Origin of the sequence: Cellulosimicrobium sp. RS (assembly GCF_046159675.1) — a bacterium.
GTDB classification, from domain to species: Bacteria; Actinomycetota; Actinomycetes; order Actinomycetales; family Cellulomonadaceae; genus Cellulosimicrobium; species Cellulosimicrobium funkei.
Genome location: NZ_JBJXVU010000016.1, coordinates 15648 through 39832, shown reverse-complemented (window position 1 = coordinate 39832; position 24185 = coordinate 15648). Strand labels below are relative to the sequence as shown.

At 70.0% G+C, this 24185-nt stretch carries 24 protein-coding genes; 5 read left to right on the top strand and 19 right to left on the bottom strand.

The features are described 5' to 3' along the window. Positions 1-281 precede the first annotated feature (281 nt). Entirely contained in the window at positions 282-1172 is an 891-nt protein-coding gene (locus ACI769_RS19130) for a hypothetical protein (RefSeq protein ID WP_409142132.1), read from the bottom strand. Positions 1173-1398: 226 nt separating this feature from the next. Next, complete coding sequence (locus ACI769_RS19125; protein WP_409142131.1) at positions 1399-1980, bottom strand: recombinase family protein; 582 nt, start codon at positions 1978-1980, stop codon at positions 1399-1401. A gap of 259 nt (positions 1981-2239) precedes the next feature. On the opposite strand from ACI769_RS19125, the gene ACI769_RS19120 reads away from it, so the two are divergent. After that, complete coding sequence (locus ACI769_RS19120) at positions 2240-2716, top strand: ATP-binding protein (RefSeq protein WP_232089073.1); 477 nt, start codon at positions 2240-2242, stop codon at positions 2714-2716. Between the two features lie 125 nt (positions 2717-2841). Here the strand turns inward: ACI769_RS19120 and ACI769_RS19115 are convergent, their stop codons facing one another. Beyond that, positions 2842-4053 (bottom strand): IS30 family transposase, encoded by a 1212-nt coding sequence (locus tag ACI769_RS19115; RefSeq protein ID WP_187662127.1) that lies wholly within the window; start codon positions 4051-4053, stop codon positions 2842-2844. Positions 4054-4259: 206 nt separating this feature from the next. Between ACI769_RS19115 and ACI769_RS19110 the strand changes: the two genes are divergently transcribed. After that, positions 4260-4622 (top strand): hypothetical protein, encoded by a 363-nt coding sequence (locus ACI769_RS19110; protein WP_409142130.1) that lies wholly within the window; start codon positions 4260-4262, stop codon positions 4620-4622. A 102-nt stretch (positions 4623-4724) separates the two neighbouring features. Here ACI769_RS19110 and ACI769_RS19105 read toward each other — a convergent pair whose 3' ends face one another. The 3 genes from ACI769_RS19105 to mobF all read right to left on the bottom strand — a co-directional run bounded on the left by ACI769_RS19105 (position 4725) and on the right by mobF (position 12334). Next, the gene (locus ACI769_RS19105; RefSeq protein WP_409142129.1) at positions 4725-5834 is read right to left on the bottom strand and encodes a hypothetical protein; all 1110 of its coding nucleotides are present in this window, start codon (positions 5832-5834) and stop codon (positions 4725-4727) included. Between the two features lie 5 nt (positions 5835-5839). Continuing rightward, positions 5840-6763, bottom strand: a complete 924-nt coding sequence (locus ACI769_RS19100; protein ID WP_409142128.1) for a DNA-methyltransferase — start codon at positions 6761-6763, stop codon at positions 5840-5842. Between the two features lie 729 nt (positions 6764-7492). After that, positions 7493-12334 carry a MobF family relaxase gene (mobF, locus tag ACI769_RS19095; RefSeq protein ID WP_409142127.1) on the bottom strand — a complete coding sequence of 1614 codons (4842 nt, stop codon included), beginning with the start codon at positions 12332-12334 and terminating at the stop codon, positions 7493-7495. Between the two features lie 262 nt (positions 12335-12596). Between mobF and ACI769_RS19090 the strand changes: the two genes are divergently transcribed. Then, positions 12597-12899: a hypothetical protein gene (locus tag ACI769_RS19090; RefSeq protein ID WP_409142126.1), complete on the top strand. Its 303-nt coding sequence runs from the start codon at positions 12597-12599 to the stop codon at positions 12897-12899. A gap of 485 nt (positions 12900-13384) precedes the next feature. Here ACI769_RS19090 and ACI769_RS19085 read toward each other — a convergent pair whose 3' ends face one another. The 13 genes from ACI769_RS19085 to ACI769_RS19025 all read right to left on the bottom strand — a co-directional run bounded on the left by ACI769_RS19085 (position 13385) and on the right by ACI769_RS19025 (position 22500). Next, positions 13385-13636, bottom strand: a complete 252-nt coding sequence (locus ACI769_RS19085) for a glutaredoxin family protein (RefSeq protein ID WP_409142125.1) — start codon at positions 13634-13636, stop codon at positions 13385-13387. A 103-nt stretch (positions 13637-13739) separates the two neighbouring features. Next, positions 13740-14606 (bottom strand): hypothetical protein, encoded by an 867-nt coding sequence (locus tag ACI769_RS19080; protein ID WP_409142124.1) that lies wholly within the window; start codon positions 14604-14606, stop codon positions 13740-13742. 8 nt (positions 14607-14614) lie between these two features. After that, on the bottom strand, positions 14615-15595 hold the full coding sequence (locus ACI769_RS19075) for a hypothetical protein (RefSeq protein WP_409142123.1): 981 nt from the start codon (positions 15593-15595) through the stop codon (positions 14615-14617). Between the two features lie 181 nt (positions 15596-15776). Then, complete coding sequence (locus tag ACI769_RS19070) at positions 15777-16412, bottom strand: hypothetical protein (RefSeq protein ID WP_409142122.1); 636 nt, start codon at positions 16410-16412, stop codon at positions 15777-15779. Next, entirely contained in the window at positions 16409-17242 is an 834-nt protein-coding gene (locus tag ACI769_RS19065; RefSeq protein ID WP_409142121.1) for a ParA family protein, read from the bottom strand. Before ACI769_RS19065 ends, ACI769_RS19070 begins: the two co-directional genes overlap by 4 nt. A gap of 158 nt (positions 17243-17400) precedes the next feature. Beyond that, positions 17401-17538: a hypothetical protein gene (locus tag ACI769_RS19060; protein WP_155099709.1), complete on the bottom strand. Its 138-nt coding sequence runs from the start codon at positions 17536-17538 to the stop codon at positions 17401-17403. A 234-nt stretch (positions 17539-17772) separates the two neighbouring features. Further along, positions 17773-18087, bottom strand: a complete 315-nt coding sequence (locus tag ACI769_RS19055) for a DUF6248 family natural product biosynthesis protein (RefSeq protein WP_409142134.1) — start codon at positions 18085-18087, stop codon at positions 17773-17775. 102 nt (positions 18088-18189) lie between these two features. Continuing rightward, positions 18190-19440: a hypothetical protein gene (locus ACI769_RS19050; RefSeq protein WP_409142120.1), complete on the bottom strand. Its 1251-nt coding sequence runs from the start codon at positions 19438-19440 to the stop codon at positions 18190-18192. A 326-nt stretch (positions 19441-19766) separates the two neighbouring features. Further along, on the bottom strand, positions 19767-19979 hold the full coding sequence (locus ACI769_RS19045) for a hypothetical protein (RefSeq protein ID WP_155099707.1): 213 nt from the start codon (positions 19977-19979) through the stop codon (positions 19767-19769). Positions 19980-20076: 97 nt separating this feature from the next. Next, positions 20077-20367, bottom strand: coding sequence for an ArsR/SmtB family transcription factor (locus tag ACI769_RS19040; RefSeq protein WP_409142119.1), 291 nt, complete (start codon positions 20365-20367; stop codon positions 20077-20079). 146 nt (positions 20368-20513) lie between these two features. Continuing rightward, positions 20514-21146 carry a hypothetical protein gene (locus tag ACI769_RS19035; RefSeq protein ID WP_409142118.1) on the bottom strand — a complete coding sequence of 211 codons (633 nt, stop codon included), beginning with the start codon at positions 21144-21146 and terminating at the stop codon, positions 20514-20516. Between the two features lie 14 nt (positions 21147-21160). Next, positions 21161-22183, bottom strand: a complete 1023-nt coding sequence (locus ACI769_RS19030; protein WP_409142117.1) for a transglycosylase SLT domain-containing protein — start codon at positions 22181-22183, stop codon at positions 21161-21163. An 83-nt stretch (positions 22184-22266) separates the two neighbouring features. Next, on the bottom strand, positions 22267-22500 hold the full coding sequence (locus ACI769_RS19025; protein WP_155099703.1) for a helix-turn-helix domain-containing protein: 234 nt from the start codon (positions 22498-22500) through the stop codon (positions 22267-22269). A 208-nt stretch (positions 22501-22708) separates the two neighbouring features. On the opposite strand from ACI769_RS19025, the gene ACI769_RS19020 reads away from it, so the two are divergent. Together ACI769_RS19020 and ACI769_RS19015 are read left to right on the top strand one after the other, a co-directional pair. Continuing rightward, a complete protein-coding gene (locus tag ACI769_RS19020) occupies positions 22709-23890 on the top strand; it encodes a hypothetical protein (RefSeq protein WP_409142116.1) in 1182 nt (393 codons plus the stop codon). After that, positions 23887-24168, top strand: a complete 282-nt coding sequence (locus tag ACI769_RS19015) for a hypothetical protein (protein ID WP_409142115.1) — start codon at positions 23887-23889, stop codon at positions 24166-24168. The genes ACI769_RS19020 and ACI769_RS19015 overlap by 4 nt, the downstream gene beginning before the upstream one ends. Positions 24169-24185: the final 17 nt, after the last annotated feature.

Here is a 24185-nt window from a genome sequence, read left to right as displayed (position 1 = left end):
CGCCGTCCAATGGACCCGCGGACGACGAATCGCACCGTCCACCGCCCAGGCCGCCAAGCCGACCGCGACGGCGACGCCGATCGCACCGCCCTCAACGCCCACCTCGCGAAGAGGGACTCGTAGCAACACCGCGTGATGCAGAACCCACGTTTCTCGGACGTCGCAGAACCTGGTTGTGCGACGTCCGAGAAACGGTGGCGGTCTCAACCGACCAACGCACCGCTTGCTCGAGAACGCTAGTGCCTCGGTCTGCCTGGGTTAAGTCAGAACCGGCGGTGGTCCTAGGCGTGTTCGGACTCCACGCCCCTCACGAGGAAGTCGGTCCTGGCGACCCCGCTTGCGCGCACGAGCGGCCAGAGGTCGGCAGCCGTGGTCTCCGCACTTGCGGGGTCGGTGGAGATCGATACCGAGATGCGTGGCTCGTCGAGTACTTGTCCTAGGTCGTCGCGATTGCTCACCGTGATCGTGCTGCGCCCGAGGCGTTGGTCCGCGCAGAGCTGCTCGAAGAGACGCCTCGCGTTGGTGAGCGAGGCAGGGCTCTGTGGCGAGTCGAGCGCGAGGTCGCAGTCGCCCGCCCGGATGAGGAGGTAAACCTCCCCGGTCCTTGCTCTGTCGATCAGAGATCCTGCAGACGCTGGCGCGGCAATCATGACGTCGAGCCGTGCGGGGACGGCGAAGGACCATCTTTCCTCGGGACTCGGATCTCCGAGCCAGAGTGCAACGTGCTGGACTCCGTCGAGCGCCTGGACGGCTCGTGCAGTGCGCAGGGCCTCATCGAGTACATCGTCCTCGACGGGAGAGACCGATACGGGGCTCATGTCTCCGCCCTCAAGACGGACAGTCAGATGGACACCCGCTCCTTCGGCGTCATTCACGAGCGGTTGCAGACGACGGGCAAGCGCGGGTACATCGGCTTCCGGGTCAAGGGTCGCGGTGAAGCTGCCCTCTGGCGTCTGTAGCTGGCCGAGATTCGAGTTGTACGGGTTGACTCTGGGCCATCCGACCTTTCGGATCCCGTTCCACTGGGCGACCTCTCGTGCCTGTTCGAGCACATACTTGCGTTCCTCCTGTTCGGAGGTGGAGAGAGTCCACAGCGCCTGCGCCGGGAGCGCGACATACTCATAGAACAGGCCGGGTCTGTGCGACTCGTCGAGCGCCGCGGCAGCTCCCACCAGCGCGACGAGGGTCAGGGAAAGTCCAGCCGCCCAACGTCGTCGACGTCCAGCGAAGCAATCGCCTCGCCCGCTCTGCGTGCCTGGATTCACGCCCCCATCCTGGCGTGCAATGTCGCCAACACGGCCGCCGTCTCGGTGAGGAAGTGGTGGAGACGTGTCGCGATCGGATCTAGCTGAACCGTCCCGGGTCCAGTAAACAGCGTGATCTCGGCGGGCGCGCGGTTCATACCCTTGGGCGGGCTCGCGCGACGGCTCGGTAAACAGTGGCACGGGAGACGCTGAACAGTTCGGCGATCTCGGCCGAGGTGTGATCGCCGGCGTGGTGCAAGTCGACGAGGTGACGCTCCTGGGCGGGCGTGAGCTTGGGCTTGCGGCCCTTGAGCTTGCCCTTGGCCTTGGCGATGGCCATGCCCTCGCGGGTGCGGGCGCGGATGAGGTCGGCCTCGAACTCGGCGACCATCGCGAGCACATTGAGTAGGAGCCGGCCCACGGGGTCGTCCGGGTCGTGCACGGTGGCCCCGATCTGAAGTCGGACGCCGTGGGTGGTGAGCTCGTCGACGATGTCGCGCGCGTCGCGGATCGAACGGGCGAGACGGTCGAGCTTGGTGACGACGAGCGTGTCACCGGACCTGGTGGCTGCGAGAGCTTCGCGGAGCCCGGGGCGGTCGCGGTGGGTGCCGGTAACACCCTGGTCGACGTAGACGCGGCGCGGGTGGACGCCCATCGTCTCGAGCGCCTCGCGTTGAGCGGTGAGGTCTTGTTCGGCGGTCGAGCAGCGCGCGTACCCAATAAGCGTCGCAGTCATGGCCAGAGTGTCGCAGATAGGCGACCCTCACCGGGCGCATTCGCGGGCGGGTCTAGCGAGACGGTCTGGAACGGCGCGCTTGCTCACGGCGCATCGGTGCGCGGAGTGTCTCGGTAGGGGATCGGCTTACGGCACGGCGGTATGGTCAAGCGGATTTCCGGGTGATGCCGGCCGTAGGTGGTCATGCAGCCCTCGACTCCTACCCGGGCGTCACCGCCTTTGTCCCTCACCTGCGTTGAGCCCGCATAGGGTTGGCTACGTGGACCAGGTCATCCTCATGTGCGGTCCGGCTGGATCGGGGAAGTCGACCTACGCGCGTGGCCTGGAGGCCCGGGGCTATGTCAGGGTCTCGTTCGACGGCGAGGCGTGGGCCCTCGGGCACCGGACCCACCCGATCGGCGACGACGCGCGCCAGGTCGTCAACGGAACGCTCCAGGACAAGCTCGTCGACTGTGTGAAGCAGGGGAAGGGCGTCGTCGTGGACTCCTCGTTCTGGTCCCGTGCCTCGCGCGATGAGTTCAGGCGGCTCTGCGCCCCCCTCGGCGTCGTCCCGGTCGTCTACTACCTGGACACCAGGCGGTCGATCCTCCTGGACAGGTTGGCCCAGCGCGAGAACTCCGGCCCGGACGACATCGCTGTGTCGCGCGAGCGAGCGATCGCGTACATCGACGGGTTCGAGACGCCCACACCTGAAGAAGGCCCACTCAGGATCGTCCACGTGACAAGCCCGATGTGATCGTGGCTGCGCCCAGACCGGCGCCACGCCCACGCTGGTCGCCCTCCTGACTCGAAGGGGTATCCCCGGTGGGCGGTCTCGCAGAGACACATCACAGTCGCCGATTCTCATTGCCTGCCCCGGCTTCATTCCTCAGCTACAGCTCGCACGCCTGCGTCGGATCTGCTCATCGACCGGCGCAATTCTCGAGCCGCCGCTGCGGTCTCAAGAAACCTCTCCGTCGGCGCCGCCCATTCAAGGACCTGCCGAGGCCGTTCGTTCAGGAGCCTCTCGATGCGTTCGAGCTCGTCGTTACTCGTCGCGTTCATGTTCGTGCGCCGCGGGAGGTACTGGCGCAGGAGGCGGTTAGTGTTCTCGTTGGTGCCGCGCTGCCACGGGCTGCGGGGGTCGCAGAAGTAGACCGGGGCATCGATGAGCGCGCTGAGGAAGGCGTGGTCGGCCATCTCGCGGCCGCGGTCCCAGGTCAGGGACTTGCACATGCCGGGTGGGACGTTGAACAGGGCGCGGGCGACCGCGATGCTGACGTCCTTGGCCTTGATCCCGTCGGGCAGCGGCACGATCTTCAGGTAGCGGGTGGTGCGCTCGACGAGGGTCGCGACCGCGCTCGGGCGCTTGCCCATGACGAGGTCACCTTCCCAATGACCCGGCTCGAGCCGGTCGGTCACGGTGGCGGGGCGGTGGTGGATGGAGACCATGTCGCGCAGATGCCCTCGCCCGTGCGATCGCTTCACGAGCCGGGGCCGGCGCATCGTGCGACCGGACCGCAGCCGCTGGTACGTGCTCTTCGGCAGGTTCCGCGATGCCGGCAGATAGACAGCGCGGTAGATCGTCTCGTGCGAGACCCACATGCCCGGCTCGTGGGGATGTTCGCGGCGCAGCCACGCCGCGATCTGCTGCGGGGACCAGTCCAGCTCGAGCCGCGAGAGCACCACCGCCCGCAGCCGCTCGTCGCTCGCGAGACGCGGCACCCGCGACCGCCGGGCTTCGACGCGGGCACGCTCATCGGCGACCGTCGCACGGTAGGCGTCACGGCCGCCGTTGCGGGCGATCTCGCGCGAGACCGTCGACGCCGACCGCCCCAACCCTTCGGCGATCGCCCGGGCAGAAAGACCAGCAGCGATCCCACGCGAGATCTCTTCCCGCTCACCTGGACTCAGGTGCCGTGGGGAGCGTCTCGGCAACGCGGGTCGCACCCCACCATGACGCAGCAAGTACCGGCGCACGTGATGCGACGGGACGCCGGCCCGATCGGCGATCCGCCGCAGTGACTCGCCCTCGCCCCATGCCTGCCACACGACGTCCTGTACTGCCGCTGGCAGCGACGTCACCACACTCATCCCAGCCTCCACGACCACGCATCATCTACCCTCGTGGTGCGTTGGTGGGTTGAGACCGCCGTCGTTTCTCGGACAGCCTAGCCCGGCCGCCCGCTCCTGAACTTCAGGATCGAACTCCCGGAAAAACTCGTCGTTGCTTTTTTCTTCATGCTCGTGGTAGAGTTGTTCTTGCACCCGTGGTGGTGCCCGACCTAAGGAGTTATGAATTGAGCAAGAACAGCACATGGGATGGGATCAAGGCCGATGTCGACGAGCACGGCGGCGTGGTAACGGTCTCCGCATGGCGCCTGCGCGATGCGCAGGGAGCGGGCCGTCTGACGGAACGGATCAACGGGCAGATCAGCGAATCGCTGGCTGCACGCGGGCTGGGGCACGTGCCCTTCAACGTCGAGGACATGCCGACGTACCAGAACGAGCAGGTGCGGATCTACGACCGCACCACGGCTCTTGGGAAGGTCATCGAGTCGGCCCACCTGCCCGGTGACGACCACGACGAGCGGCTGCGTGAGGCGATCAACGCCGAGGCTGTCGACATCCTCCGGCAGGTGCGCGACCTCGTCGCGGAGTAGGCAACACGAAGGGCTCCACCCGCCTGTGGCGGGTGGAGCCCTTCGGCATGCGAGGCCTAGCTGACGCGCCTGTGGCGGGTGGAGCCCTTCGGCATGCGAGGCCTAGCTGACGGTTGCCGTCCCGGTGAGGGTGGGGAACGGGGAGACCTTGAGCATCTCAGGCAAGGTTGCGAGCGTGAAGACGCGCCCCTCGGTGTCGCGTACGACGGGGCCGAGCGTGTCGTTGACTCGCGCCCACCCAAGGCCGGCGAGCACAGCGAGGAGCGGGACGCCTCCGAGCCGGACGGACTCCTGACGGAGACGTTCGAAGCGGAGAGCCTTGTCCCGGGCGGTGCCCCCGTCGTTGACGAGCTTGCACTCGAGCATGGCCCTAAGTCGACCGGCGTTGTCGAACACGACGAAGTCGGGGGCCGGCTGTACGCGGATCTCGAATCGCGCCTCGATGTCGCCCTGGTTATGCGAGCCGGTGCGGATGTACGGCACCTGGTGATCCTGGAAGAGCTGTTCGACGGCGTCCTCAAGCAGGTTCCCCCGCTTGGTCGATGTGGCGTCCAGGACCTGGCGGAACGCGCCCCCGTAATGACGCTGGTGGAGGAAGTCGGAGTAGCGGACACCTCCGTTCGCGACGCTCTGAACCGACTGCCAGCCGTGTTCGGTGTCGAGCTTCTGCTGCTTGACCCGCAGTTCCGGGACCCCCGGGTCACCGAACAACGAGCCGCTCATCACCTGCGTGACGGTGGTCGCCACGACCTTGGCAACCGCGTCATCAACAAGGCTGCCCTTCTGCTCCATCGACTTGATCTTGCTCGCGCTGACCGCCTTGAGCCCGATCGGCTCGGCGGTCAGCGTCGTGCAGTGCGCGAACTCCTGGTGCGTCAGCCCCAGCATGGTGCGGAAGACCAGGAGCGTACGCGGATCGTCCTTCAGAACGCGCGCAAGGTCCGCGTCGGTGACGTCGACGAAGTCGTGCGTAGCAGCCGCCGCCGAGTTGTAGACCTCGGTGAAGTAGGGGCGGTCGTAAAACCGCTCCTCGTTGATGTAGGCGAAGTCGGGCGCGAGGTGGGGCACGTACGCCTCGCGCGCCACGTCAGCGAAGATCTCCGCGTGCTGACCCGTGCCGTGGTTCTGCTCCACCAGACGGATCTGAGCCACCCGCTGGTCCCAGCTGCTGGCACTGACGATCCGGTCGACGGTCTCCTTGATGGTCGGCATGGCGCTCAGCCCGCCACGACGGCGTAGCCGGGCAAATCGTCGTCGCGATCGTCAGCGATGCGCCGACGCGCCTCGGTGACAAACTCTTGGTGGAGCTCGATGCCGCCCGTACGGCGACCGTGCCGCCGCCCGACGACGACCGTCGTCCCGCCCCCCGCGAAAGGATCGATCACCACTCCGCGCTCAGGGCTCATCGCGCGGATGAAGAACGAGGCGAGGCCTTCCGGCATCGCGGCTGTGTGGGCGACGCCGTAGTGCTGGTTGTACGTCTGGGAGACCGAGAGCACGTTCCCGGGGTCTGCACCACCGTGCTTGTAGGTCGTAGTCCGGTCGCGCCCAAAGCCGGCATCGGTGTTGCGTCGTCCGTTCTTGTCGAGCTTGCGTCGCTCGATCTCTTCCTGGGTCGTGCGGTAGGGCACCCGCACCGCGTCGAGGTCGAAGTAGGGCTTGGCGCCGCGGGCGAAGTGGTAGACGTACTCGTACGCGTCCTTGGTCCGCGGGCCGAACTTGCCGGGCACCGCGTTGGGCTTGGCCCAGATGTACGTCTCGATCCACCGCCAGCCCATGTTCTGCAGCGCGATCACGAGCTGGTACACGTACGGGTGACGCTGCCCCCTCAGAGGGCCAGCTTTCGCCACTCGGTTCTTGATGTTGATTACCAGTGAGCCGGTCTCAGTTGTCGCGTCGTACATGGCACGCGCGAACGGCAGAAACCACTCAACGTAGCGGTCAGGGTGGATACGCGAGTAGGCGCGCGCGTCGGCGTACGGCGGCGACGTGAAGAACAGGTCCACGCTCGACTTCGGCAGGGCGGGCAGCCAGGCTGACGAGTCACCGAGCGTCACCCCCTCGCGCAGCAGCTGGGAGAGCGCCGCGTCCGGATCGTTCGGGACGTTCGGCAGACCAGAGGGGACAGCTTGCAGGTGCACGTACGTACCCTAAGCGCCCGAAGGCGGGCGCCGTGCGACCGCCGCAGCCTCGGAGGCCACACCCGCCCAACAGGCGGTCGGTCAGTCACACACGACAGGTGAGGATCATGCGCGGGTCGTCGTCAGCGACGCGGACGAAGCCGATGGCGACGTAGGCCTTCGCGGTCTCGGTACTGCCGGCCACGACACCGACCGTGTCCCCAGGCTTGGCGTGCTGGCGCACGAGCGCGCGGACCTGGAACAGCGTGTAGGGACCGCGGGCCTCGGGTCGGCATCCGACCGACGAGAGCGACCAGGTCGCGCGTGGCTCGGTGGGTGACCCCTTCGGGGCGCCGGGCCGGTACTGTCTCGAGGTCTTCCATCCCCACCACCCGGGCCCGACCACGAGGGCTAGGAGAGCAAGGCATGCGGGAGCTAGCCGGGATGGGTCAAGAGCGATGGCGACCAGGAGCGGAGAGCCGACCGCGGCCGCGCGAAGCCCGATGAGCAGATTCGCCCGTCGCTCCTGACGGCGGAGCACGGCTACCACGCGCCCGTCCTTGCTCTGGTGTGCACCGGGAATCACGAGCAACGAAAGCGCGTAGAGGCCGACGGTTGCTGCCGCGATCCTCGGCCGCCAGCCTGGCGGGACAAGGTCTCGACCTTCCTTGTCCCACTCACCCGCGAACGAGACCGCGAGCGTCCACGCCGCGCGCGGAAGCCGATTGAGAGGCAACGGCCGCATGACGGTCAGCGCTCGAACCCGCGGCCGCGGCCGTGCTGGTCGCGAGCCTGCTCCTCACGCTGACGGCGCTGCGCCTCCTCGCGCGCGGCCGCCTCGCGTTGGGCGGCCTCACGTCGGGCGCGGGCGTCGGCGAGGATCTGCTGTGCGCGGTCGAGTGTGCGCGACGGCGCGGCGGCAAGGGCGGGCTCGTCCTCAGCACGGGCGACGGTGTCGAGCGCCGCGGCGGCGTGCTGGCGAGCGAGCGCCTGCTCGCCGACGACGTCGGCGCGGCCGAGCGGCTCGCTGCTGGTGATGGCGTAGCGGTCGCGGTAGGCGGCGATGTGGCGCACGGCGGTCTCCCACTGATCGCGGGCGGCGGTCGTCGCGGGCGCGTCGACGATCGCGCCGGCCCACGGGGTGCGTCGAGCGGCGACGTCGTCGACGAGCCGGTCGAGTCTGCGGGCGACCATGTCGGCCTGCCGGTTGAGCCACGCGGCGACCTGGGGGTCGATGCTCCGGGCGGGCACCGCGGCAGGCGGGGCGGTCGGTCCCGGCTGGGGCCGACGCTCGAGCCAGGCCTCGGTGACTTCCTCCTCGACGAGCTCACGGGGGTAGTGGTCCGCGAAGCGGGCTGCGAGGTGCGCGGCGACGCCGGCGAGGGCGACAGGCTCGAGGTGAGCAGCGGCCGTGTGAGCGGCGTCGCGCATCGCGAGCGCGCGCCCTTCGGGATAGGTGAGGTCGTGGCGGTCGATCGTGGCGTCGATGACGGCGGACGTGAGGGACCGGTTCGGGTGCTCGAGCGCGGCACGGAGCTCGTCGCCGCGGTGGTCCTGGACCATCTGGGCGGGGTCGATTTCTGCGGGCAGTTCGAGCGCGGCCGCGGATGCTGCCTCCGCGGGTGTAAGCATCGCCCAGACCCTCGCGGCGGCCTTCCGGCCTGCGGCGTCCGGGTCGAGAGCGACGACGAGGTCGTGCAGCTCGCGGCCTGCGGCAGCGCGCAGCGCGGCGAGGTGCTCCTCGGTGACTCCGGTGCCGCACGCGGCGACCGGGACGACGTCGGGTGCCGCGGCGAGGATCGCCGCACGGTCGGCGGCACCCTCGACGAGGACCGGGCGGGCGCCGGCGACGAGGCGGGCTCGCGCCTCAGGGTCGAGACCGAGGAGGAGCTCGCGCTTGCGGTACGTGACGGTCTCGGGCGTGTTCAGGTACTTGGGCGCGCGCTCGTCGGTGCTCGCCGGGTTGATCCGGGCGCTCACGCCGACGACGTCGCCGTGCTCGTCACGCACGGGGAAGACGACGCGGTCGCGGAACCGGTCGACCAGCGTTCCGCGACGGGTCGTCGTGGCGACGCCCGCGGCGAGCATGTCGTCGTCGGAGTAGCCCGCGGCCGCCAGGTGCTCGACGAGCCCGGTCCAGCCTGCGGGAGCGACGCCGTACTCGGTCGCGGCGAGGCCGCGCGTCGCCATGTACTCGTCTGCCCACGAGGTCCGACTCCGCTGGTCCTGCCACCAGGTCCAGGCCGCGGCCTGGACCTCGAGCGCACGGGCGCGCTCGGCGTCGACGGGCGCCTCCTGCGCACCGACGTCGGGAAGGACCACGTCCGGTGCGGGGGTGATCCATGCGGGCAGTCCGCGACGGTCGAGGTCGTGCAGCGTGGGTACGCCCACGCGGTGGTGGAGCACCTGTGCGAGCGACTTCGCTCCGGCAAGCGTGCGCTCTTCCGCCGCCCCCCGGAGCACCTCGACGGGGTCGGCGCCGGCCGCCTCGTGGAGCGCGACGCGCGCCGCAAGAGCGGGCCAGGCGGGGTCCGCGAGCAGCTCGTCGGCACGCTCCGGCAGCGCGGCACGGGCGGCCGCGGAGAGTCGCTCGTCGCGGTCAGGGTCGAGCAGTCGCTCGTAGGCGTCCTCGTACGCGGGCACGAGCCGCGCGAGCGACTCGGCGGCGTCGTACTCGTGCTCGACGGTCTCGGTCGCCGAGAGCTCGGCGCCGCTGCGGGCGACGACGCTCTCGAGCGCGGCGGCCGCGGCGCGCTCGGGCGCCGGCTGCTCGTGGGCGTCGACCTCGAGCAGTTCCTCGGCCACGACGTACAGCCGGTTGGAGCGGCGGCCTCGGGTGACGGCGGTGTACATCTGCTCGCGGGTCATTCCCGCGCCGACGAGGGTGTGCGATGTGTCGACGGTCATGCCCTGCACGCGGTGGATCGTGGCGGCGTAGCCGAGCTCGACGTGCTCGCGGACGTAGTCCGCGGGCAGCGTGGTTCGGGCGCCGGTCGTGGTGTGCTGCACGCGCAGGTGGCCACGGCGCGAGCGACCCGTGACGTGCCACAGGTCGCCGTTCTTGACGTAGTCGGTCGGTCCGGCCTTGAGACGGCGGTCGTTGCTGCGGGTCACGACGACGTCGCCGGCGCCCGCGCGGGTGCCGTCGTGGAGCTCGACGCCGTCGCGTTCGACCTCGCCGGCGGCCACGCGATCGAGGCGTGCGCGGCTGGCGAGGGTGATGACGTCGGTGTTGGTCGCGGCGACCATGACCGAGGTGAGGCCCGCCTCGTTGTCGGCCCACCATGCGGTGTAGAGGTCATCGGTCATGTCCTGCTGGCTGCCGCCAGCCACCCGCCGGTTGTCGACGTAGAACCCGACGGCGCCAACGTCACCGTCGCGCAGGCGGAGGCTCGCGGCGGCCTCGGCGGCGTCGGTGAACCGGTGGACCTCTTCGAGGTGCGCGGCGCCGACACGCTCGTCGAGCAGGCGCAGCGCGCCACCAGCACCGACCGCGGAGAGCTGGGCGGGGTCGCCGAGGAGCCGCACCGAGGCGCCGCGGCGGACCGCGAGTTCGAGCACCGCGGCGAGCTCCGTCGTGCCTGCCATGCCGGCCTCGTCGACGAGGAGCACGGTGCGCTCGTCGACGACGAGGTCCGTGGGCGTTGGCCGGTCGTCGCGGTGGGCGTCGAGGAGCTTGTGCAGGGTGTCCGCGGTCGTGCCGATTTCGGCGCCGAGCACCGCGGCCGCGGCCGCCGACGGGGCGAGTGCGAGCACGCGGCCGCCGGCAGTCTCCACGGCGTGCGTGAACGCCTTCATCGCGGTCGTCTTGCCTGCACCCGCGGGACCGATCCCGGCCTCGATCCGGTGGCCGCCGGCGGCGAAGCGGCGTGCGAGTTCGCGCTGCCCGGCGTTGAGCCGGCGCCCGGTCGATTCCTCAATCTCCGACGTCGCGCGCTCGAACGTCCCCTCGTCCACGCGCAGGCCGGCGTCGCTCTGTGCCGCGGCCACGAGCGCGTCCTCGGCCTCGAGGACGGCCAGGCTCGTGAACTTCTCGGAGCCGTGGACGGTGTAAACCGACTCGCCGTCGGCGCGCCGGAGAACCTCCGGCGTCTCGTTGAGCTCGGGCGGCGTGAGCGCAATCGAAAGCGAGGTCGCGCGATCTACGACGTCCCGCACGAGCGCCCTAACCTCCTGGCCGCGCGCTACATTCTCGCGCGCGACGCGCAGGGCTTCCGCTTCAAGGTGGAACCGGCCCCACGTGGCCCGCTTCGTCGTGAGGTTCTGAACCACCTCCTGCGCGAGCTCGTCGACCTCTACGACCCGCGCCTCGCCGGCGTCTCGGTTGAGCGCGGATCGGATCATTCGGGACACCTCAGATGGGCTCCCAAGAATGCGAGCAGCCACGGTCTGCCACTCAGCTATCCGAGCGCCGAGCGAGACGACCGCGCCCTTCTCTCCGCGGGTCTCAAGCGTGGCCTGCTGCGCGAGGCGGAATTGCATTCCGCGAGGTGCCTCGTGACCGTGCTTGGCGCGGTACTCGCCGAGCAGTCGCTCGTACTCGTCCTCGATGCTCGCGCGGCGACGCGAGAAGGCTTCTCGCACGCCGCGGTCGATGCCGGCGACCTCGCGGACGCCCTGCCGTCCCGCGCGCCGGGTCTCCTCGACGAACTCGACTCCGAGCCGCTCGCGCAGCTCCGTCTCAACGTTCGTGTTGTAGCGCTCGGACGCCGCGACGCCCAAGGCGTGCAGTACGCGCCCGTCGAGCGCCCGCCACTTCCCATCGACCCCGAGCACCTTGTTGGAGACAGCAACGTGCGTGTGGAGGTTGGGGTCACCGGTGCGTGAGTCGAGGTGATCGAACGCCGTGGCGATCAGGCCGTGCGTGTCGATCTGGGCGACTCCGGCGCGCCCAGCGCGGGTGAACGCTCCTTCGCTCTGGATCCACTCGAGAGCCTCCGTCCATGCCGCTCGGTGCGCCTCCGCGACCTGCTCTCGGACCTGTGCGTCGCCGAGTGCCCAGAGGGTCGAAACGGACTTCACGGGGGTGAAGACCAAGTCGTAGCCGGCGACCGGCTGACGGGCGGCCTGGCCGCGTGTGGCGAGGAAGCGCGCCCGGTCGGCGTCACTCGGGGCCTCTCCCCCACGCTGCTCGGTCAGCACCTCCCCGGCGACCGTCCAACGGATGAGGTCACGCTCGATCCCGACCTCGGGGTTGCGGTCATGGGTAGCACGGAAGGTCGCGAAGGCCTCCGCGACGCGGGCGTTGAAGGTGTCGTCCTCACGCTCGAAGCGGGGGAACCGACGTCCGAGCCGGACCTCCGCAACCGCCTGCTCTTCGGTCTTTCCCGCGGCGATCGCGGCGGCCGTCAGGCGGTCCGCCTCCGGGTGCAGACCTTCCCCGAACAGTGCGCGCATCTGGTCCTCGCGCACGGTTCCGGCGACGCCCAGCGCGTCCAGACCACGCCCCACCCACTGCCCGGGAGGGTTGCCGTGCTGCATGTAGTAGTCGCTCAGTGACTTCCCCTGCTCGCGGCTCACGTCGTGCGTGGCGACCTGGCGAGTGAGGTAGCTGTATCCGTCTCCGGCGTGCAGGACGTGCACGGTCATCATCGCCGCGTCACCTCGTCCCGGGGCCCCTGGCGGATCGTCACGGGACCAGTCTCGCTTGCCCTCACACTGAAGTGCAAGAGGTGTGTCCGATTCGGCTGGGCTGCATGCGAGGAGGGTGGGCGGGTAGCATGTGCCGAAGACGAACGGTCGAACGGTAGGGGGTTCTGGAATGGCGAGGACGTCGAGCAGGGTTCAAGCACGCGAGCGAGCACGGGCGGCAAGACTGCGGCTGGACCTGGAGCGAGCGGCCCGTGATCGCGCCGTGGAGGAAGCCGCGGAAGAGTTCTTCGTGGCAGACGACAAGCGAGGCGCGCTTCTTGCGCAGCTCGACGCGATCGACGCCGAGCGCGCGCGTGCCGTCGCCCGGCTCCTGAGCCTCGGCGAGAGCGCATCTCGGGTGTCCGAACTTCTCGAGGTCGAGCCGCGCGAGGTCCGCCGACTGCGCGCCCTTTCCGACAGCGACAACGCTCCCCCTCTCCCGACGTCCGCACCGGGCGGCGAGAGCTTCGGCGAGGGGTCACAGGGTGACGGTGTTAGGCACGACCTCGCGGGCGTCGAGGGGTGACATGCCGTCCCTCGTCGACGTCCACCTCGCCACCGCCGCGACGACGCCGAGCGTCGTAGCTCGGTATCGGAGCTTCGTCCGCACCACTGGCTCGGCGGACTGCTGGCTGTGGCTGGGGGCGATCTCCGGCCGGGGGCACGGTCGGTTCTGGCTGGGCGAGGGACGCGTTGTGATCGCCCACCGGTTCGCGTTTGCACTCGCTCACGTGGGGGCTGGGTCGCTCGAGCTTCCCCCCGTGGTCGCGCACCGATGCGACAACCCGCTATGCCAAAACCCGTCGCACCTCCGCGCGTCGTCCGCGGCGCTCAACCGCGCCGAATGGGTCGCGCGCCGCGAGACGATCGGTGGTCCGCTCCGGGATCGTCGAGGCGCGGCGGGACGGGCGCGAGCGGTGCGTGACGCGGCGAAGGCCGGCACGAGCGTCGTGGATGCGACGTCGGCCGGCCTTCGGGACGTTGACCGCGACCAGGGGACCTTGTGGTGAGCTACGCCGCGACGTCGCGCACGACCGCGGCCAGTCGCTCAGGTCGAAAGCCCGACCAATGCTCCTCCCCCACCACGACGACCGGGACCTGCAAGTACCCGAGCTCGTCGCGGATGAACGCAAGTGCAGCGGCGTCGCGAGTAACGTCGACGGTAACGTACTCAATGCCCTTCTTCTCGAGCGCACGGTATGTTGCGTCACACTGCACGCACGCGGGCTTGCTGTAAACCTGGACCGTCGCCTTTCCAGCCATTTTGACCGCCCCCTTCAAGTCGTCATCGAGAATAGTTCTATTGTAGAACCGACGGCACCTAAATGCAATGCGCAATGCGCGTTTGTGAACTTGTAATTTGCGTCTATTTCGGCGGCTGTTTGACCCCCGCTGGGACGCAAACCTGGCTGGCAACGACGGCCAGGTTTGCGGCAGCCTCGCGCGGCAGCGGTGCCGGCAAGTCGAGAATCCCTTGGATGATGTGACGGTATGGGATTACCGGAATAGCGTTGATGAGTCGAGGGTGGTTGGGAATGTCTGCGCCGGACTGCGCGGAGGGAACCGCAATCACGGGGTACGTAGGTCCGGTGAAGACCACGTCCTGCGCAGCTGCTCCGATCGCGTCATTGACCGTCGTCGCTTCCCACCATCGCGTCTGCACCCAGGTGCCCAGCGGCCGCCCTTCGAGAAAGACCTCGTCGTGCGCCGTCTTCCACGGCCCGGCGGCGGGTGCCGGCGTGACGATTACGACGCCCGCGGGGCCGACGAGGACGAACGGAACGCGAGCCTCTCCCCCGGGCACGAGCCGGTCCGCGAGCACGGTCCAGCCGTAGGCCGTAAGCTGCTCGAGCTGGGCGGCGAGTCGGGTCTCGTGGTGGATCGTGCGGTCGAGGAACTCCTCGGCGGGCGTCCCCCCGTACCGGCGCATCAGGAGCAGCCCGGCCGCACCCGCAGCCGCGACCGCGCCTGCTCCCCCAACAACGGCACCTCCCGGGCTCTGGCGCCCGACAGCGACAGAGGTGAGCACTGCCAGTGCAAGAGCGACGACGACCAGCAGAGCTGCACCGATCGCTCGCGGGTCGCGACGGAAGCGGATGCGGTGCGCGCGGCGCGCCGCACGGAGCATCGGCCGAGCGGCCTTGAGCGACCCGGCGGGGCCGAGGTCCACGCGCTCGCGACGCGGGACGCTCGGCACCTCCGGGTAGAACCACGTTCCGCCGGGGTCGCTCATGGTCCGAGTCAGTCCTCTCGTGCCGCCGCAACGAGCGGGGTCTGGGTCGTGGTCGGCCCATCCTCGCGCACGCGCGCCGCACGCGCCGAGACCGACGCTAGGTGACGATTCAGGGTCCGGGTCACGGTCGACTTGGAGGTGCCCACGCGATCCGCGATTTCCTGGTGCGAGATTCGACGTCCGGCGGGCTCGCCCTCAGTGGCCCAGAGCCGGATCACTTCGGCGGTGCGCTCGTCCGGCGTGGTCCAGGCGGCGCGGGCGTGGTCCGTGTGGTCCGGTTCGGTTGGGCCGTCAGGGTCGGCTTCGCTGCTGTGGTCCGGTCCAGAATCGCGGGTGACGAGGTGCGACGTAGACCCGCTGTGCGGGGCTACCTCGCCCGGGTCGGCTTCCTGCCAGTGCGCGAGCGTGTGGGGTTCGGTCGTCGCGGCACCTTGGTTCGTGGGGCCGACGGCGCGGCCCGCGCCCTCCTCCCCCTTCCCGAGCTGGTGGAGCAGCGCGGAGGCCAGGCCGAGGACCGCGACGGGGATGCATGCGACCACGACGACGACCTGCCAGGGCGCCTCGTCGACGCCGGCAGCGGCGAGCAGGTGGCAGGCGATCTGGCCGCCGGCGCCCACGATGAGCGAGAGGATCGCAGACCAGCGGGCGAAGTTGCGTGCCCCCGCGGGGATCGGGCGGGACGTCAGCCAGGCGCCGAGCGCGAATGCCGCGTACACCTCCATTCCGAGCGGCAGTGTGATGGAGAGGTCGACCTCGAGGTCTGCGATCCCTGGGAGCAGGTTTACTGGCCCGAACCCGGACATGCGCCCGAGCTCGACCCAGCCTCCCCAGATCGCGACGAAGGCTGATCCGGCCAGCAGCGCGACCGGCCAGCGCGGGTACCGGACCATCGGGCCCTCCTGCGCCGCTGCTCCGGCCGTGGTGCGCTTCCTGAATCGAGTGAGCGTCCGGGCGATCCGTGTCTGACCCGAACCGGGGTCGTGGTCCATGAGTGGTCCCCTTCTGAGGCTGTGGTAACCGGTAGATGCGCTGACCTATTCATTCTAGCGCACCTAGTGCACCTATGTCCTGACTCTCGCGGAGCGTGATCGGACTCGTGGGTCGACATGGCGCAAAGACGGCCCGGACCGAGCGAAGCGCTCGGTCCGGGCCGCGAGTCGTGAGTCGCGTCTAGCGAGTGGGGCGGGTCGGGAGCCGGGCCGGTGGAGGCGGCAGTGGACCACCGATGCGGCGTTCTGCGTCACGGATGGCGCGGCGTGCCGCCTCCGTGACGAACTGCGAGAGCGAGTGCACGCGTCCGGCGCGACGGTCGGCGGTCACCGCCGACTCTGCGTCGGTGATGGTCGACTCGAAGAGCGGGACGTTCCGCTGCACTCCGACCCCGGACCGGTCCTCCTCCCCCAGCGTCTCGGCGATCGCCGCGCGCTCGGCTGGCGTCCGGGCCGAGTGTGCCTGGATCGCTCGCTCGAGCCACCGGGCGAACCCGACCGGCGGGTCGTCGAGCTGGTCTAGGTCCACGACGTAAGCGCTCCGCGCCTGGTCGAACGTTGCCTTCTGCCAGTACGTGCCGAGGCGACGCTGCCCTGCTGGTGGTGCCTTCGTCGCGCTCCTGTCGGTTCTCGAGCCCGAAGCCGGCGGCGCGGCTACCACGGGCGCCGGCTTGGCCTCTGCGGCGGCCGCTGGGGCCGGAGCAGTGCGCGTCGTCGTGCGCGTCTCGGGCTGCGGGTCGCTTCTCGGCTCGTCGATCACGCCGAGGATCGCGTCCTCGTCACGGTCGCCGAGACGTCGGCGCTTCGGCGGGGTCACGACGCGCCTCCGAGGATGGTCCTCGTGACCGCCGCATAGTCCGCCGCGACCTTCGACGTGGGCGCGTACTCGGTCACGGGCATCTTCGCCGTGTAAGCGTCCTTCACCGCGACCGCCTCGCTCACCGGCGCCGTGACCTTTCCTGGGTAGCGCTTCTCGAGCTGCTCGACGACTTCCCTATCGAGGAGGCGCCGGCTGTCGTGCATCGTTGGCACGAGCCAGTCGATCTGTAGCCCGGGGCGCACTCGGCGCCCGAGGCGCCCCTCGATCACTCGCTCGAGGCGGTGGATCTGGTCGTACGCCTCGACCGCGGACTCGACGGGCACAACGACGACGTCCGCGGCCGCGAGGCCGGCTTCTGTGAGTCCGCCGACGGACGGTGGGGTGTCCACGACCACGTCGTCCCACTTCCCCATCCTCGGCAGGTAGTCGCGCAAGCTCGTTACGAGGTCGGCCGGCGGGGCCTGCTCGACGTCGATGAGGTCGTGCGTGCCCGCGAGGACGTCGACGCCGGCGTAGGCGGAGGGTACGGCCGCGTCCTCCGGTGCCGCGTCACCTCGCAGGACGTCGGCGGCGACGTACTCGACCTCGGTCTCACGGCCGACGCCGAGCCGCGTCGTGAAATTGCCCTGCTGGTCAAGGTCGATGGCGAGCACGCGGCGGCCGCGCCTGCCCAGCTCCCGCGCGAGCTCGGCGGCGGTGGTGCTCTTCCCCACCCCGCCCTTTGGTAGCGCCACGGTGTACGTCGTCATCCGTCCGTCCGTCCGTCCTGCTCTCGATGTGGTCAACGTGGTCAACCTCAGCGTAGGCCGGGGTTCGCCCAGGTCCACGCATATTCGTTCTATGGCACCTGGTTTTGGTGGTCAGCCTCGCTCACTCTCCCGCGCTAGGGTGCCCCTGTGGCCTGGCGTGGTAACCGGGCCGCTGACAGGAGCGGCCCCCCGGCGCTAGACGCCAGGGGGCCGCTCTGTCGTTGGGGCGGGTGGGCTCAGGCGGCGTCGAGCACGCGCCCGGCCTCCATGAGTTCGGCCACCGTCACGTCCTCACGGGCGACGACGTCGCCGGTGGCGTAGCGGTCCGCGTCGCAGATGTTGGCGACGTCCTCGGCGGTGGGCAGGTAGCGCATGTGATCCTCCGTGGTGTGGTAACCGGGATGGCTGACGGGTCTTGCTGTAACTGCTAGTCGTCCTAGTGGAACTCGTGGACCTATGGAACCGCGTGGTCCTATGCCTTGCAGCCAATGAGGGCGGCTGAGTCTCCGCACTGGCCGGGCTAGGGGACCTATGGCACCTCGCTGTCCTATGTGCCCTCCTCTGCCTCGTTTGGATGGTGTATCTATTTCACCTATGACCCTGAGTCATTAGAGCGTCGGCATGTGCCACCCGGCGCCCGATGCGCCGTCGGGGTGGCTCGGGGAGCAGGAGCACCGCCAGACGTGGTGATGCCCGACCTCCCAGACCGGCGTGAGCGCGGACCCTCGGCGAGCAGTCAGGTACGCGGCAGGGCGCACGACGGAGCGTCCGGAGCACGAACCATGGGCGCCGCGCACGCAGTGGCCGCAGGGCCCCAGCTGACACGCGCACATGGAGTAGAGCGCCGGCACCTCCGACCACGTCTTGCGATGGTGGGGATGCCACGCAACCTCGCGAACCCAGGCGGCCTGCTCCGGGGTCATCACCTTCGGCGATCGCGGCTCGTTCATGTAGTCAGACTATGCGACCTATTCAACCGATGCAACCCATGACGCGTGCGTGCCCCTGGTCAGGTTCTCGGCGCCTCAGCGCAAGAGTGCAGGGCGAGTGTCTGGGGGAGGCCCGACTACCCGTTGCGGAGGCCGCGCGGCCGCGATCGTCTCGCGGATCGTCCGCTTGGCGGCGACCTCGGCGGGGGACTCGTCGACGGCGGCGCGGCGTGCGGCCTCGATGGCGGCCGCTTCCTGGTTCGCCCGCGTGCGGGCGCGCTGCTCGGCGCGCTCGAGCGCGAGTCGCTGGGAGCGGGAGCGGGTGACGGTGCCGGTCTCGTCGCGCCAGGCGGCGAGGCGGTGGGCGAGCCAGTCGGCGGGGCGGATCACGCCGAGGTCGCCGCTGTGGGGGACCGGGGTGCCGTCGGGGCGGTAGTCGATGGCGTAGTGGACGTCGAGCACGTTCCAGCCGGCGAGGAAGAACTCTCGGGCGACGTGGCGGACGTGGGCGGCGCTGATGCGTCGCAGGACGGGCAGCCGCCAGCGCAGCTCGTCGGCGGCCGCCAGGCGCTCAGGCCTGGTCTGCGGGGTCTCGTGGGCGTGCCAGCGCCGCTCGATGGGTGCGTTGACCTGCGAAAAGTCGGACCTCGGTTCCTCCGGGCTGCCCGTCGCGGTCCCGGCCACGGCCACAAGGTGCCGATCGGCAGCCCGGAGGCCGCGGCGCGCCGCGCCGCCATGGGGTTCAGGGCCGCGCAGCGGCTCAGTCTGGGTCGCGTTCTCGCGCGCGTGCGGGGGGTGCCGTTCACTCCCAAGGGGAGTGAACGGCGGGCGGACATCTATGTCCACAAGGGAAAGACGGCAGGGCCCGCCGCTGGTGCGTCCCGGGCCGGGGGAGGGGGGCGTCGTCGGGTCCTCGTCGAGCTCGTCTGTGGCGTTCTGAGCGCCTACGAGCTCGGCGGCGATGCGTTCACACCCGGGGACGTCCGCGAGGACGCTGACGGGCAGCAGGAGCAGGTAGACAGGCACGACGTTGCCCTCGTCCTCTAGCACCCTCGGCCGGAACTCGTCCGTCGTGCCCTCGCGCACCGTAGCGAGCAGGCCGACCTCCTCGAGCACGCGCAGGTGCCGGCGGATCGTGCGCTCGGAGCGCCCGCACCGCTCGGCCAGGACGCGCTGGGGGACGCTCACGAGCATCTGCCCCTTCCGCTCGCGCTGCACCTGCCAGTCCGCGGACCACGCGAGCACCAGGACGAGCTTGCGCAGCGTGGCGTACCCGTCGGAGCGCATCCGGCGTAGGAGCGGGTGCGGGGAGGCGTCCAGGGCCGCGGTGACCTGGTCGACGCGCACCGCCGGCACGACGTCGCCGGCGTACTTGCGGCGGTTGATCGCGCGCGCGACGTCGGCCCAGGAGCACTCCTGCGCGAGCGTCTGCCGACGCGCGGACTTCCCGGACGAACGTCCAGAATCGGGCGCGCTCGGAGCGTAAGCGTTCGGTGTGTCGCTGCCGAATTGGTGTGCGACGTGGGCGGCGGTGCCTATGATGGTCTCCAGACAGGGACGCACCGAGGGTGCGTCGATCGGGGCCCATCACCTCCCAGTCGCCAAACTCGGGTGATGAGCTTCTGATACTCGGCCCGCCCCCTTCGGGGGGCGGGCCGCTCTGCTATCTGCGGTTATGCAGGAATGTCGAGCACCTCCGGCCGGGTCGGCTTGGGCTTGAGGTCAGGCTGGTTGAAGGCGTCGGCGAACAGCGCGACGAGAAAGTCGTTCCGGGTCTTGTAGGGAGACTCAGCGGCGGCCGCGTCGATCACCTCAGCGAGACGCGGCGGCACGGCGGCTTCGATCCGCTCTCGTGGCCCCTGGGGCTTCGGTCCTCGCTTACCCATGCGAGCACCCAACCATGCCGTGCCCTCACAACTCGCCTGTGGACCCGGTGTGTCGCGAACTTTCCCGAATGAGTTTCGCAGGCCCGATACCCACAGGTCAGCGCCCGGCGATGTAGTCGCCGAACGCGGTACCCACCTTCTCGACCTCGGAGCGGTTGGCTCGCCAGTGCACCCGGCGTCCTTGGCGTCGCTCTGCTGGTATGTCCGCGTCGACGAGCCCTTGAGCCTCGAGCGCCTTGAGGTGTCCGTGGACCGCGGGGCGCGTCGCGTCGAGGAGCTCTGCGAGCTCCGCGATCGTGAGCGTGCCGTGGAGGGCGAGGGCGCGCAGCACCTCCGCGCGCGCCCGGTTGCCGATGAGTTCAATGGCGACCTCGACCTCCCTAGGCATCCCTGGGGGTCTCGTCAGTCGCGGCATGGGCTTCATCCTGCCGGATGAGTCCGAGCCGCCTGCCCCCTTGGCTACTCATAACCTATCGTTACATGTTCGGTAGGTTGACTCGTGCATAGCGAAACAGCGGCCCTGACGGGCTTGGCTCAGCCGAAGTCCTGGGGGTCGTCGGGCAAGCCGTTGAGGGACTCATCGACGGTGAGAGCGTCGACGAGCCACGGCGCGTCCTGCGTCTCGCGGACAAGGGTGAGGGTTGCGACGAGGATTCGGGGCTCTCCGACCCACCCGTCGCGGCCCGTTGGGGTCAGGGTGACGAGTCGGGTGCGCACGGCGGCACTCTCGGTGTCCTGGGGCGCGTCCATGCCCTCGTCGACGTCGACGACCTCGGGGACGAGCGCCCCCTCATGCTCGACAAGCTCGAGCCAGTCGGCCCCGGTAGGGACGGCCTGCGTAGCCGTCTGCGCGAGCTGCGGCGTGAGCCATTCGGCCGCGCGACCCGCGGCCGCGGACGCGTCGTTGTCGGTCCGGGTGTCGCTCGCCCACATGACGGCGGCGACCTGGTCGGCCACCTCGTCCGCGCTGGCGTGGACGAGCATGGCTTCCTCGGGGGCCGTCGGAGCGTCCGCGGCCTCGGTCGGAGCGTCTGCCGACGGCGCCGTGCTCAGCGTGCTGACCGGGGACGACGCCTCGCCGGGGCCCGGTTCGGCCGCGGGCGCACAGCCCGCGACAACGAGGGCGAGGGTGAGCGTCGCCGCGACGGCGGCGGGGGCTGTCTTCATCGTGCCTATCCTCCTCATGAGCCGGTCCCGACGAACTCCCAATGCCACGACTCGGGACGCGATCCGCCGATCCGTGCCCACGACGGGTGCTGCCATCCGTAGGCCGGAGCGTTCGCACGGAGCCAGGCGTGTCGTGTTGATCCCTCCGAGCCGATGCCGGCGAGGTCCAGCGCGAGGCCCCAACCGTGGTTGGAGTACCCCGGCTTGGCCGCGAGAGCAGGCTTCGTGGCGTAGAGGGCGACCTGAGAGGCGAAATCGCGATACGCGTCCGTGATGCCGAGGTCGGCACCAAACTGCGCGCGGTACGCGTCGTTGAGCCGCTCGAGCGCCTGCGCAGCGTCACAGCGCAGCACCTCACCAGCACGCGCCCAGGGAATCTGGCACAGGTTCGACGGATCGAGCCGGCCCGATCCCTTGATCGCCTCGCGGTAGGTGCCGTCGGAGGAGACCGGCGGGCCTCCGCCGGCGTCGACGTCGCCCACCGGGGCGCCGCTGTACTTCGGGATCGTCGCCAGGATGCGCTTCACGTATCGCTGCGTCTCGATGAACGACGGGATGCCGCCCGCACGCTCGACGTTTCCCGGCCCGGCGTTGTAGGCGGCGAGGGTGAGCTGCAGGTGGTCGCCGGCGATCGCACGAGACTCGAGCCGGGTGCCCACCCACTCGTAGAGGTGGCACATGTAGTCGGCCTGCGATCCGATCGCGTCGACCGGATCGAGCACGTCCGCGCGCCCGTCGCCGGAGTAGTCCTTCCCCCAGGTCTCCCACGTGCCAGGCATGAACTGCGCGATGCCGCGCGCGCCGGCAGGCGAGGTCGCGGTCGGGTTCCAGTTCGACTCGGCCTCGATCTGCGCGGCGAGCACGGGTCCGCTGATGCCCTCGCACCGCGTGGACGCCGCTTGGAGGGCGTCGCGGAACGCCGCCGGGACGGCCTCGACGTTGAGGAGTCCGGACCCTCCGCTCGGCGGCGCCGCGACGGCATCGTCTCCGCTCAGCGCGACGGGGGCGACGATGGCGCCGACGAGTAGCGCGCCCACGACCAGGCTGCCCCCTACCGCCCTGTGCACGACTGCCCCCTCGTCGACGTTCCTACGGCCGTCATCGTGCCCCCCTCGCTAGATCACTCGTCAGGGCCCACCCGGCTCCGGACCAGGAGGTCCTTCACCTCGTCCCGGAGGATCACCCACGACGTACCGACCCGGTAGGCGGGTATCTGCCCGCCCTTGAGATAGCGGTAGGCCGTGTTTCGGGTCACCCCAAGGACGTCGGCGAGCTGCTCGACGGACAGGTGCTTGGGCAGGCCTTCGAAGAGCTCGTCAACGCGCCGCTTCACCACTTCCCACCGCCGATACATACGAGTATGATAGATGACGAATGATGAAAGTTGAACACGATGCGGGCCATACCGTGATCCAATCGCTCGAAGCTCAGTGATGCGTAACAGGTCACCAAGGATGCCCGCTCTCGGACCCAAACGAGGGGGAAACATGACGGACGAGCAGCCTGTCGGCTTCGAGGTGCTGGCGGGGGGAGTGCGACGAAACGCCCCAACCGTGGAAGCGGTGCCTGCTGACCCTCCCGTCGTCGACGAGCTCGAGGACGACGTGGTCAGCCAGGATGTACCGGCGAGCACGGGACCGGCGGCTACGCCCCCGCCGGCGACGATGGTCCCGGCACCGGTGGAGACCCAGCCGGACCCACCCGCACCGGCACCGGCGCGACGCCTGATGGAGGCGGCGAACTCGGCAACGTCGACGGCGGCCGCGCCCGTGGCGCTGCGCGCGCAGCGAGGCTGGCGCGGGGCGCTGGCACGCACCGGGCTGCCGATCGCGCCGGGCACGGCTGAGCGCATGGCGCGCGAGGAGGAAGCCGCACGTACGGCGCGACTCCTGGACGCGGAGCGCGTGGTGCGCCAGGCGACGTGGACGCGAGCCGTGGCGGTGCTCGTGGGCAACAAGAAGGGCGGCACGGGCAAGACGCCGTTGAGCCTGCTGCTCGTGGGCATCATCTCCGCCATTCGCGGGGGAGGGGCTGTGGCCGTCGAGGTGTCCGACGACCCGGGCACGCTCGGCCTGCGCGCAGAGGGGACGCCCCCGCTGGGCCTGGGCGAGTTCGTGCGCGACGTCGCCCAGCTCACGACCCGCGGCCAGGTCGTGGGGTACACCGCCCCGCAGACGTCCTACGCATCGGTGATCGGGACCGCGGTCGACCGCCCGCGCCCGCAGCTGACGTACGACGCCGTCCTGTCGGTCGCCGCGAAGCTCGACGAGTATTTCGAGGTCCGCGTCATGGACTCGGGGAACGTCCCGAGCTCCGGGGCTTTCAAGGGCGCGGCGGACACCGCGGACGTGCTGGTCATCCCGGTCATGCTCGCGGGGGACAGCACGCTGGACGCGCTCGGGATGCTCGAGGAGCTGCGCACCACGGAGTCGGGTCGACGCCTCGCGCAGACCGCGATCGCTGTCGTGATGGACGACGGGCGCCCGCAGACGGCCGCGATGGAGGAGGCGGTGCGCGCCGAGCTCGAGGCCGCGGGCGTGCGGACGTTCCACCGTCTGCCCTACGACGCGCACATCGCCGGGCGCGGGGAAATCACGCTCGCCCAGGTCAACCCGCAAGCTCGGGGGGCGCTCACGCTGCTCGCCGCGGACGTCATCCGCGCGCTCAGTGTCGCGGCGGTTCCGCAGGGTCGCCGAGTACAGACCATCCGTGCCACCGACACCGTCGAGGAGCACTCCCGATGATCGGCGCTGGCCTTGCTCCCGTGCTCCCCAACCCCACGGGTGCGGTCGGCCCCACGCTGAACGGGGCTTCCTACGCGCTGGTCGCCGTGTGGGCGGTCGCCCTGTTCGTTGCCCTGGTCTACCTGGCGCTTGGGCTCATCCGACTGAGCGCGGGTGCCAAGGGCGGCTACACCGCCGCGTACGAGGAGGGTCGGAAGCGAGCGATCGCGGCCGGCGTCGGCGTCGGCGCTCTCCTCGCGGGGGGCGCGGTCCTCTGGGCCGCGCTTCCCGCCTTCTGACGCAGCCATCAGGAGTC

Excerpts from the sequence above, each read along its gene's own strand:
- ACI769_RS19060 (WP_155099709.1), bottom strand. The coding sequence starts at position 17,538 with ATGCGCTACCTGCCCACCGCCGAGGACGTCGCCAACATCTGCGACGCG.
- ACI769_RS19045 (WP_155099707.1), bottom strand. The coding sequence starts at position 19,979 with ATGGGTAAGCGAGGACCGAAGCCCCAGGGGCCACGAGAGCGGATCGAA.
- ACI769_RS19015 (WP_409142115.1), top strand. The coding sequence starts at position 23,887 with ATGATCGGCGCTGGCCTTGCTCCCGTGCTCCCCAACCCCACGGGTGCG.
- ACI769_RS19085 (WP_409142125.1), bottom strand. The coding sequence starts at position 13,636 with ATGGCTGGAAAGGCGACGGTCCAGGTTTACAGCAAGCCCGCGTGCGTG.
- ACI769_RS19035 (WP_409142118.1), bottom strand. The coding sequence starts at position 21,146 with ATGAAGACAGCCCCCGCCGCCGTCGCGGCGACGCTCACCCTCGCCCTC.
- ACI769_RS19125 (WP_409142131.1), bottom strand. The coding sequence starts at position 1,980 with ATGACTGCGACGCTTATTGGGTACGCGCGCTGCTCGACCGCCGAACAA.
- ACI769_RS19105 (WP_409142129.1), bottom strand. The coding sequence starts at position 5,834 with ATGCCGACCATCAAGGAGACCGTCGACCGGATCGTCAGTGCCAGCAGC.
- ACI769_RS19055 (WP_409142134.1), bottom strand. The coding sequence starts at position 18,087 with ATGACCCCGGAGCAGGCCGCCTGGGTTCGCGAGGTTGCGTGGCATCCC.
- ACI769_RS19080 (WP_409142124.1), bottom strand. The coding sequence starts at position 14,606 with ATGAGCGACCCCGGCGGAACGTGGTTCTACCCGGAGGTGCCGAGCGTC.
- ACI769_RS19115 (WP_187662127.1), bottom strand. The coding sequence starts at position 4,053 with ATGAGTGTGGTGACGTCGCTGCCAGCGGCAGTACAGGACGTCGTGTGG.
- ACI769_RS19025 (WP_155099703.1), bottom strand. The coding sequence starts at position 22,500 with ATGTATCGGCGGTGGGAAGTGGTGAAGCGGCGCGTTGACGAGCTCTTC.
- ACI769_RS19040 (WP_409142119.1), bottom strand. The coding sequence starts at position 20,367 with ATGCCTAGGGAGGTCGAGGTCGCCATTGAACTCATCGGCAACCGGGCG.
- mobF (WP_409142127.1), bottom strand. The coding sequence starts at position 12,334 with ATGATGACCGTGCACGTCCTGCACGCCGGAGACGGATACAGCTACCTC.
- ACI769_RS19075 (WP_409142123.1), bottom strand. The coding sequence starts at position 15,595 with ATGGACCACGACCCCGGTTCGGGTCAGACACGGATCGCCCGGACGCTC.